The sequence below is a fragment of the Geoalkalibacter sp. genome (assembly GCF_030604225.1).
In the GTDB taxonomy this organism is placed as follows: Bacteria; Desulfobacterota; Desulfuromonadia; order Desulfuromonadales; family Geoalkalibacteraceae; genus Geoalkalibacter.
Genome location: NZ_JAUVWH010000123.1, coordinates 1 through 9218 on the forward strand (window position 1 = coordinate 1; position 9218 = coordinate 9218).

At 67.4% G+C, this 9218-nt stretch carries 7 protein-coding genes; 3 read left to right on the forward strand and 4 right to left on the reverse strand.

Going from position 1 to position 9218, the window contains the following annotated elements; all coding sequences use genetic code 11:
* Positions 1–6: 6 nt before the first annotated feature.
* Together mscL and QAT43_RS12250 are read left to right on the forward strand one after the other, a co-directional pair.
* Positions 7–426 (forward strand): large-conductance mechanosensitive channel protein MscL, encoded by a 420-nt coding sequence (gene mscL, locus QAT43_RS12245; RefSeq protein ID WP_305043372.1) that lies wholly within the window; start codon positions 7–9, stop codon positions 424–426.
* Between the two features lie 328 nt (positions 427–754).
* Positions 755–3100: a putative bifunctional diguanylate cyclase/phosphodiesterase gene (locus QAT43_RS12250; protein WP_305043366.1), complete on the forward strand. Its 2346-nt coding sequence runs from the start codon at positions 755–757 to the stop codon at positions 3098–3100.
* On the opposite strand, the gene QAT43_RS12255 is transcribed toward QAT43_RS12250, so the two are convergent.
* Genes QAT43_RS12255 through QAT43_RS12265 form a run of 3 tightly spaced genes read right to left on the reverse strand, consistent with a single transcriptional unit; the run spans position 3097 to position 7483 of the window.
* Entirely contained in the window at positions 3097–4233 is a 1137-nt protein-coding gene (locus QAT43_RS12255; RefSeq protein WP_305043367.1) for a lipocalin-like domain-containing protein, read from the reverse strand. The genes QAT43_RS12250 and QAT43_RS12255 overlap by 4 nt on opposite strands.
* Before the next feature lie 2 nt (positions 4234–4235).
* Positions 4236–6779: an ABC transporter permease gene (locus QAT43_RS12260; protein ID WP_305043368.1), complete on the reverse strand. Its 2544-nt coding sequence runs from the start codon at positions 6777–6779 to the stop codon at positions 4236–4238.
* Positions 6776–7483 carry an ABC transporter ATP-binding protein gene (locus tag QAT43_RS12265; protein WP_305043369.1) on the reverse strand — a complete coding sequence of 236 codons (708 nt, stop codon included), beginning with the start codon at positions 7481–7483 and terminating at the stop codon, positions 6776–6778. Before QAT43_RS12265 ends, QAT43_RS12260 begins: the two co-directional genes overlap by 4 nt.
* Positions 7484–7628: 145 nt before the next feature.
* On the opposite strand from QAT43_RS12265, the gene QAT43_RS12270 reads away from it, so the two are divergent.
* Positions 7629–8816, forward strand: a complete 1188-nt coding sequence (locus tag QAT43_RS12270) for a PP2C family protein-serine/threonine phosphatase (RefSeq protein ID WP_305043370.1) — start codon at positions 7629–7631, stop codon at positions 8814–8816.
* A gap of 64 nt (positions 8817–8880) precedes the next feature.
* Here QAT43_RS12270 and pal read toward each other — a convergent pair.
* Positions 8881–9218, reverse strand: a 338-nt coding sequence (gene pal, locus QAT43_RS12275; protein WP_305043371.1) for a peptidoglycan-associated lipoprotein Pal, incomplete at its 5' end; no start/stop codon positions are given.

A 9218-nucleotide genomic window follows, 5' to 3' on the forward strand; every position in this document is an offset into this window, starting at 1 on the left:
AATCTAATGGGATTGGTCAAGGAGTTCAAGGAATTTGCCATGCGCGGCAACGTCGTCGACATGGCGGTGGGGATCATCATCGGCGCGGCCTTCGGCAAGATCGTCAATTCCATGGTCAGTGACGTGCTCATGCCGCCCATCGGCAAGCTGCTCGGCGGGGTCGATTTCTCCAACCTCTTCATCACCCTGGGCGGCGGCGAGTTCGAGAGCCTGGCGGCGGCCCAGGCGGCGGGAGCGGCGACCCTCAACTACGGGGTGTTCATCAATACGGTGGTCAATTTCGTCATCGTCGCCTTCGCTATCTTCATGCTGATCAAGGTTCTCAACAACCTCAAGCGCAAGGAAGAAGCGGCTCCGGCGCCGCCCCCGGAACCCACGGTGGAGCAGAAGCTGCTGACCGAGATTCGCGACCTGCTGAAAAAATAACGCGGCTCGCCTTGGGGCGACCGGAACGATAACGCAAAAACCCCGTCGAGAGGCGGGGTTTTTGCGTTGGTGGCCAGCGAAATTGCGATGATTAGGAAGGTGTTAATTTTGGTCGGGTTATTGCAAGATCCCTCTTCGGGAACGCGCAACGCACAGCGACCGCGTGAATTTTTTCCCCCTGGAAAAAGATTAAGTTGCTGTAATTTCAATGGAATGCTGGTCTGTGCTGGGGTGCTGGACGCCCGGATGGCGGCCTGCGCAAAAGCACGGATGGGAAACGTCAATTGGCGCTGCATGCCGTGAATCGGCGACTGTTACAGGGGGCTCCATGAGCAGGCAAGGAAGCAACTGCCCGGACTTATCCAGCGACCAGCTCAACCGCGCCTTGCGCACGCTGAGCGCGGCGACGGGGTGCATCATTCATGCGGCCTCCGAGGACCAACTGGCCGACGAGGTCTGCCGCATCCTGGTGGAACTCGGCGGCTACCGCCTGGCCTGGATTGGTCTTGCCGAAGGGGACGAGAACCACCTGCTGGTACAGAAAGGTCAGTATTTCGAGGGGTATCAGGCCTCCTGCGGGGTGCGCACCGATGTCCGGCTGGACGGATGGGGCAGTTCCTGCCAGATGATCAGCCGCGCGGTGCGGCTGGGGCGCTTTGCCCTGGTGCGGCGCGGCGGATCGGACCGCTGGTCGCAGGCTTGTCGGCAGTTGAGCCGCCTGCCCGGCTACGGCGCGGCGCTGGCGCTGCCGGTGATGCGCGGATCGGTGATTTTTGGGGCCCTGGCCCTCTATGCGCAGGACGCCGATGCCTTCGACGAGGATGAGATTCAGCTGCTGTCGGATTTGGCCGGGCATCTCGGCCACGGCCTCGCGGCGCTGCGCGACGCCCGGCGGCGCAGCGAGGCGGAAGCCGCCCTGGCCCGGGAACAGCGCTTCTTGCAGTCGGTCATCGACGGGGTCGCCGAACCGACCCTGGTCATCGGCGTCAATCACGAGGTGCTGCTGATGAATCAGGCGTCCCGGATCTATCTGGCCAAGGGCGCGGTGGTCGCGTGTGGGGCCAAGTGCCACGAGGTGATCTATCGCAGTGCCGAACCCTGCCGAGACGCCGGTCGCGTCTGCCCGCTGGAGGAAGTGCGGCGCACCGGCAAGACGGCGCGCGTGGTGCAGCAGCATCTGCTGGCCGACGGCCGCGGCCGCACCTTCGAGCTCGAAGCCTCGCCCCTGTGGAACGCCGACGGGTCCCTGCGCGGCATCGTGCAGACGGCGCGCGACATCAGCGAGCGGCTGATGGTGGAAGCCAGTCTGCGGGAAAATCAGGATCGCCTCGATTATCTGGCCCATCACGATCCCCTGACCAACCTGCCCAACCGCCTGCGCTTCAACTCCCGCCTGCAGCAGGCCATGGCGCGCGCCCGTGATGAGCAGCAGCAGGTCGCCTTGCTGTTTCTCGATCTCGACCGGTTCAAGAACATCAACGATTCCCTGGGGCATGAACTCGGCGACCAAGTGCTGCGCGAGGTCGCCGTGCGCCTGCGGCGTTGCCTGCGCAACAGCGACACGGTGGCGCGGTTGGGCGGCGACGAATTCGTGGTGATTCTGGAAGGCGTGGAGGATCTCAAGGGGGTGGCGCTGGTGGCGCGCAACATCCTGCGCACCCTGGGCAAGGCTTTCCGGGTCGGACAGCATGAGCTGTTCGTCACCACCAGCATCGGCATCAGTTTGTTTCCCGGCGACGCCCGCAACGTCGAGGGCCTGATGCGCTTCGCCGACGTGGCCATGTACCGCGCCAAGGAAGAGGGGCGCAACAACTATCAGTTCTATCGGCCGGACATGAACGTGCGCACCCAGGAAATGCTGATTCTGGAGAGCAACCTGCGGCGGGCCATGAACGAGCATCAGCTGCGTGTGCATTACCAGCCCCAATTCGATCTGCGCACGCGCCGCCTGATCGGCCTGGAAGCCCTGCTGCGCTGGCAGCATCCGGTCCAGGGGATGATTTCGCCGGCGGAGTTCATTCCCCTCGCCGAGGAGACGGGCCTGATCGTGCCCCTGGGCCAGTGGGTGCTGCAAAGCGCCTGCGCCCAGGCCAAGGAATGGCAGCAGCGCGGCTTCATGCCGGTGCGGGTGGCGGTCAACATCTCGGCACGGGAATTTCGTCAGCCCGATTTCGTCGACAATCTTGACGGCATCCTCGGGGAAACGGGCCTCGACCCCCACTGGCTGGAGCTGGAAATCACCGAGAGCATCGCCATGCAGAATTTCGAGGAAACCATCCTCACCCTCACGGATCTCAAGGTGCGCGGCGTGCATCTGGCCATCGACGATTTCGGCACCGGCTACTCGTCCCTGAGTTACCTCAAGCGTTTTCCCATCAGCAAGCTCAAGATCGACCAGTCCTTTGTGCGCGACATCAATCGCGACAGCAACGACGAGGCCATCGCCACTTCCATCATCGCCCTGGGGCGCAGCATGAACATGGAGGTGATCGCCGAGGGGGTGGAAAGCGAGGATCAGGCCGACCTGCTGCTCAGCAAGGGCTGTCATCAGGCCCAGGGCTATCTGTTTTCCCCGGCGGTGCCGGCGGAACGCATCGAACCCTATCTGCTGCGTCACCAGGCGGCCGCAGGCCAGCGCGCGGCGGTCATCAAGTTGCCGCGCACGGTGCCTTAGGGTTCCTCCCGGGCATAGCCAGTCAGTTCCACGTAGCCGCGTCCGCGCAGGGGCGTTCCGCCGCGGGTGCCCGTGGCGATCACCGCCCCTTCCCAGTAGCGGATGCTGACATCGAGTTCCTGGTCGGCGAGGGCCGGCACGACGATCAGCTCCAGATCCTCCTCGGCGATGCGCAGCCGCCAGCGGCTCGGATAGCTGCCGCCGCGAGGGCTGCGCCAGTGTTCGAGAACCTCCAGGTCGACCTCCTCGCCCCGCAACAGCCGACTTTGTCCGTCCGCCTCCACCAGGATCCCCTTGCTCGCCGCATCGCGGCCGCCGTCCTTGAGGCGCAGCTGGTAGAACATCAGCTCGCGCCCGTCGTCGAACTGCAGGGCGAACCAGTCCCAGCCCTGCTGGTCCGGGGCGAGGGCGCTGGTGCTCCATTCGCGGTCGAGCCAGGAAACGCCGCGCACGGTGAAGCTCTGGGCGCCGATGCGCACTTGGCCGGAGGTGGGCAGGCGGGTGAAGGAATAATAATAGGAGGCGTTGCCTTCCGCGGCGCTCTTGCGGCTCAGGCCTGCCTCGCCCTGCAGAACCAGGGGCTTGCCTGCATCGAGAGAGAGATCGAGGGCGACCTCGGCGCCGGCGGCCCGCAGGCGCAGGGGAAACATCCCCGCCGGGCCGCTCGCCTCCCAGTCCTCGAGCCACACGCGAAAGGGTACGGCCTGGGCGCCCGCCAGGCTCAGGGCGGCGCGGCTGAAGCGTTCCTCGGCGAAAAAGCGCCGCCCGTCGAGATCGCTCAGGGCGAAGTGCCCCATGAAAATCTGCGTGGCGCCCCAGGCCGAGGGACGCTCCACCGGCGCAGGGGCCAGGGCGATGCGGAAGAAGGTGAGCTGATAGCCGAAGCGGCGTCCCGCCTCATCCTCGAGGTTGCCGGTGAAATACCACCACTCGGTCTTGAACGCGGGGTGGGGGCCATGGTCGTCGGGGAAGACGAAGGGGCGCGGCGCCAGGGCGCGGGCGTAGGCGGCGTCTTCCTCGGCGCCGAGGGTTTCGGCAAGACTCAGGCGCCGCGAGGTCGCGGTTTCGGGTTCGGCAGGGGCGGGACCGCAGGCGCTGAGCCAGAGGATGAGAAACAGGGCGAGCCAAGGCATGCTTATTCCTCCCGCAGGGCCAGGGCGGGCGAGGTGCGCGCCATGCGCCAGGCCGGATAGAGCCCCGCCAGCAGCGCCGCGCCCAGCGCCAGCAGCAGCGCCTGGCCGAGGATGTCCGGTGCCAGCACGGTCTGCATGGTCCAGCCGAAGGAGCGCCGGTTGATGACGTGAATCAGGGCCAGGGCCTGGACGATGCCCAGGGGCAGGGCCAGCAGGCCGGCGCACAGGCCGATGAGGCCGGTCTCGGCGCTCACCAGGCGCCACAGCTGGCGCGGCGTCAGGCCGTTGGCGCGCAGCACCGCCAAGTCGCGCGAGCGCTCGATCTGCATGGCCATCAGCGCGTTGAGGATGCCGACAAAGGCCACCAGCACGGCGAGCAGGCGCAGCACCGCGGTAATGGCGAAGGTGCGGTCGAAGGTCGCCAGGGACGCCTCGCGCAACGCTCGGTTGGAATAGATCACCAGTTGTTGGCGATCGCCGGCCAGGGCGCGCAGCGTCTCGGCCAGGCGATCGGCGTCCTGCCCCGCCTCGAGGTAGAGGCCCAGGGCGTCGACCCCTTCGGCGTGCCAATAGCGCGCGAAGACCGCGCGGCTCAGGGTGACCCGGCCCTGATCCGAGCCGTAGTCGCTGTGGATGCCGAGAATGCGGAAGGCGATCGGCCCCTGGTCGGTGCGCAGTTCCAGGAGGTCGTCGACCCTGAGGTTGCGATGGTAGGCAAAGGGTTCGGAGACGATGACCACCGCTTCGCGGTCGAACTCCCGCCAGATGCGCTGCGGGTCGCCGCTTTTGAAGCGATAGCCCGGCTGGGCGCGGGGCGGAATGTCGACCACGAACAGTTCGGTGGACCCCCCCGGGTCGTCGAGCAGCAGGTGCCGGGCGCGGGTGGCGAAGGCCACGCCCGGCGCCCGCGCCAGTTCCTCCGCCAGTTGCGGGTCGAGGGGCGCGCGGCCGGCCTCGAAGCCGGCGCTCGGCGTGCTGATGTAGATGTCGGCGCGCAGGTAGGATTCCAGCCATTGGGCGACGGTCAGGCGAAAGCTGCCGATCATCAAGCCCACGCCGATGGTCGCCGCGACGGCGACCACCAGGGCCGCCGTCGCCACCCCGCTGCGGCTCAGGGCGGCGCCCAGGTCCCGTGCCGCCATGCGGCCGAGCAGGCCGCCCGCTAGGCCCAGGGGCGCCTGCAACAGGCGCAGCAGCAGCAACAGCAGGCCCGGCACGGCCAGGGCATAACCGAGGATCACCGCGAACAGGGCGAGAAAGCTCAGGACCAGGCTTCTGCCCGGTAGGATCAGGCCCAGTCCGCCCAGGGCGGCGAGCACCAGGCCGGCCAGGGCGATCCAGGGGGCAAGGCGGCGCTGCTGGCTTTCCAGGGTCGAGCGGGTCAGGGCCAGACGCGGCGCGGCGCGCGTGGCCTCCCAGGCGGGCACCAGGGCCGCGCCCAGGGTCGCCCCCAGTCCCAGGGCGACGCCCTTGGCCAGGGACCAGGGGCTGAGATCCAGCTGGCTGACGTTGAGCACGAAATACAGATCGTTGATGGTGCGCGTCACCAGGCGCAGCAAGCCTTGGCCCAGCCCCACCCCGAGCAGCAGGCCGAGCAAGGTGCCGGCCATGCCGATGAGCAGGGCTTCGCCGAGAATCAGGCGAAAGATCTGGGCGCGGCCTACTCCCAGGGTGCGCAGGATGCCGAGCAGGGGGCGGCGCTGCAGGACCGAGAAGGCCAGGGTGTTGTAGATGAGGAACATGCCCACCACCAGAGCCAGCAGGCTCAGGGCGTTAAGGTTGAGCTGGAAGGCGCGGGTCATCTGCGCCATGACCTCGCCGCGCGTCGAGGCCGGGATGATCTGCGTCGCCGGGGGCAGCAGGGCGCGGATCGCGGCGCGGCGCGTCTCGCCCGCCACGCCTTCGGGCAGGATCAGGTCGATGCGCGACAGGCGCCCCAATTGGCCGAGGGTCTCCTGGGCGGTGGCGATATCGACGACGATGAGGTGATCGAGGGCGCGCGCGGTCAGCTCGTCGGGCGCGCTGAGGGTCCCGGCCAGGGTCAGGCGCAGGGAGCGCCCGCCGCTTTCCACCAGGAAGGTCTCGCCCAGGGCCAGATCCAGCCGTTGGGCGAGGCCTTCGAGCAGCAGGGCGCTGCCCGGTTCGACAAGCAGGCGGGTGACATCCGCCCCGCCCGCAAGACGCGGAGTGTAGCTGCGAAAGGGCCCTTCGGCGAGGGGATCGATGCCGAAGATCCGCAAGGTCTGGCCCGGCACGGCCGGCAGCGCGACATAGCCCTCCACCACCGGCGCGATGTCGCGCAGGCCGCCTGCCACGCGCAGGCGCGCATAGGTTTCTTCTTCGAGTCCCTGAGGTCCACCGATGATCTGGTGGCTGGCCTGGCCGCTCAGCGTCTGCGCGGAGAGGCGAAAGGCACGCGCCGCGCTGCCGTTGGCCAAATCGATGCCGATCACCACCGCCACGCCCAGGGCCACCCCGATCACGGCAAACAGCAGTTGCAGGGGATGGCGGCGCAGAAAACGCAGCCCGGCGCGGGTCAGGATCATGCCGGGGCCTCCTCAAGGCGTCCCGCGCGAAGGGTGAGGATGCGGTCGGCGCGCGCCGCCACCTCGGTGCTGTGGGTGACCATGAGCAGGGTTGCGCCCTGCTCGCGCACCAGGGTGTCGAGCAGATCCAGGGCTTGACGGCCGGTGTCGGCGTCGAGATTGCCCGTGGGCTCGTCGGCGAGCAGGAGCGCGGGACGGTGAATGATCGCCCGGGCGATGGCGACCCGCTGCTGCTCGCCCCCGGAGAGCCGGTCGGGAAAGGCGGCGGCGCGCTCCGCGAGGTCCACGGCGGCCAGCAGCTCCAGGGCACGCTGGTGCTCCGCCGGGCCGCGGCGGCCTTGCAGTTCCAGGGGCAGCAGCAGGTTTTCCAGCACCGTCAGGGTCGGGATCAGGTTGAAGAACTGAAAGACAAAGCCGAGATGACGGCGGCGGAACAGGGTGCGTTCATGCTCGCCGAGGCGGTTGAGCACCGTGCCGTGAATGATGACCTCGCCGCGGTCGGGCTGGTCGATGCCGCTGATGAGGTTGAGCAGGGTCGATTTGCCCGAGCCGCTGCGCCCGAGCAGGGCGACGCGCTCGCCTTTGGCGATGCGTGTCTCGAGGTCGGCGAACACCGTGCGCGTGCTTTCGCCTTCGCGGTAGCTCTTGGTCAGGCCGCGCAGATGCAGCAAGGGGGTGGCGCTGGAAGGGGACGCAGGGATCATGGCGGATTCCGCAGCTCAAGGGTGATGCAATGAGTTTAGCAGACGCGCCGCGCCTTGCGGGACGTCGCGGCGTTGACAGCCCAGGGGATCGGCCTATAGTTTGGAAGATGTTCGCGGCGTGCGGACGCATTGCGCGAGGTGGTTCATGCCGGAGAAAATACTCATTGCCCAGGCGCCGGGCGAGGGGCGTCGCAAACTTCTGGATCTGGTGCGTGAGCAGGGCTATTTTCCGGTCGCGGCCGGCAGTCGGGAGGAAACCCTGCGCCTGTTGCCGGAGCACCCCGCGCTGCTGCTGTGCGACGCGGATCTTGAGGGGACCGGCGGAGATGATTTCTGGCCGGCCCTGGAGCCCGGCTGTCGCGGCGGCGACATCGCCTGCCTGGCCTTGCTGGGGGATGGCCTTTCGGCCGCCGCCCTGCATCAACGGGCCCCCTGGCTGGCCGGAACCCTGCGGCTGCCCGTCGATCCGGCGGATCTGGGCGCGCGCATCAAGGATGTGCTCACCATCCGCCGCCTCGGTCATGAGCTGTCCCTGGCCCATCAGATGCTCGGCAAGACGCGGCGCGAATTCGCCGAGAGTCTGCGCGCCGCCGCTCAGATCCAGAAAAACCTGCTGCCGCGTCGGCTGCCATCGGTCCCCAGCCTCGATTTCGCCTATCGCTTTCTGCCTTGCTCGGCTATCGGCGGCGATCTCTTCAACGTCTTGCGGCTTGATGAAGACACGGTGCTCGCCTACCTGTTCGATGTCAGCGGCCATGGCGTGTCCTCGGCCATGGTCGGCGTTTCGGTCCACCAGAGTCTCTCTCCGCACAGCGGCCACATCGTCAAGCAGCGCCTGGATCGCCCGCCCTGGTACCGCATTCCCGCGCCCGCCGAGGTCATGGCGGCCCTGGAGGCGGAATTTCCCTTTGAGCGTTTCGAGAAATTCTTCACCATCGCCTATCTGCTCCTCGACATCCACGGCGGCCGGGTGCGTTACTGCAACGCCGGGCATCCCCCGCCGATTCTGCTGCGCGCCGACGGTCGCCTGGAAACCCTCCAGGTCGGCGGTGGCCTCATCGGCCTGAGCGAGGTCGGCCCCTTCGCCGAGGGCGAGGCGCGCTTGAATCCCGGCGATCGTCTTTACCTGTATTCCGACGGCATCGTCGAGCACGGCAGCGACGGCCGCGAGATGTTCGGCGAGGAGCGGCTGCTGCGGAAACTGACCGAGTTGCGGCGGCGCGACCTGGGAACGGTGTGCGGCAAACTTATCGAGGGGCTGCTCGATTTCGGCCGGGGGGCGCCCCTCAAGGATGACGTGACCCTGCTCGGGGTGGAATACCGGGGGAATTGAACGAAAAAACCCGGGAAAGGCCAGGGGCCTCTCCCGGGTTTTTTTTCATGGCGGGAAAAACGACTTAGCGCACGAATTCGGCGCGGCGGTTTTTCGCCCAGGCGGCCTCGTTGGAGGCGGGATCCAGGGGGCGCTCCTCGCCGTAGCTGATGATGCGGGTGCGCTCGGCGGCCACGCCCAGGCTCACCAGGTAGTTCTGCGTGGCGCGGGCGCGGCGCTCGCCCAGGGCCAGGTTGTACTCGTCGGAACCGCGCTCGTCGCAGTGACCTTCGATGACGATGTTGACGCCGGGGTTGGCGAGCAGGTAGCTGCCGGTGGCGGCGAGGATCTGACGGGCCTCGGCGCTCAGGGTGTAGGCGTCGAAGTCAAAGTGAATGCGCTCCATCTGGAAGGAAACCTCGG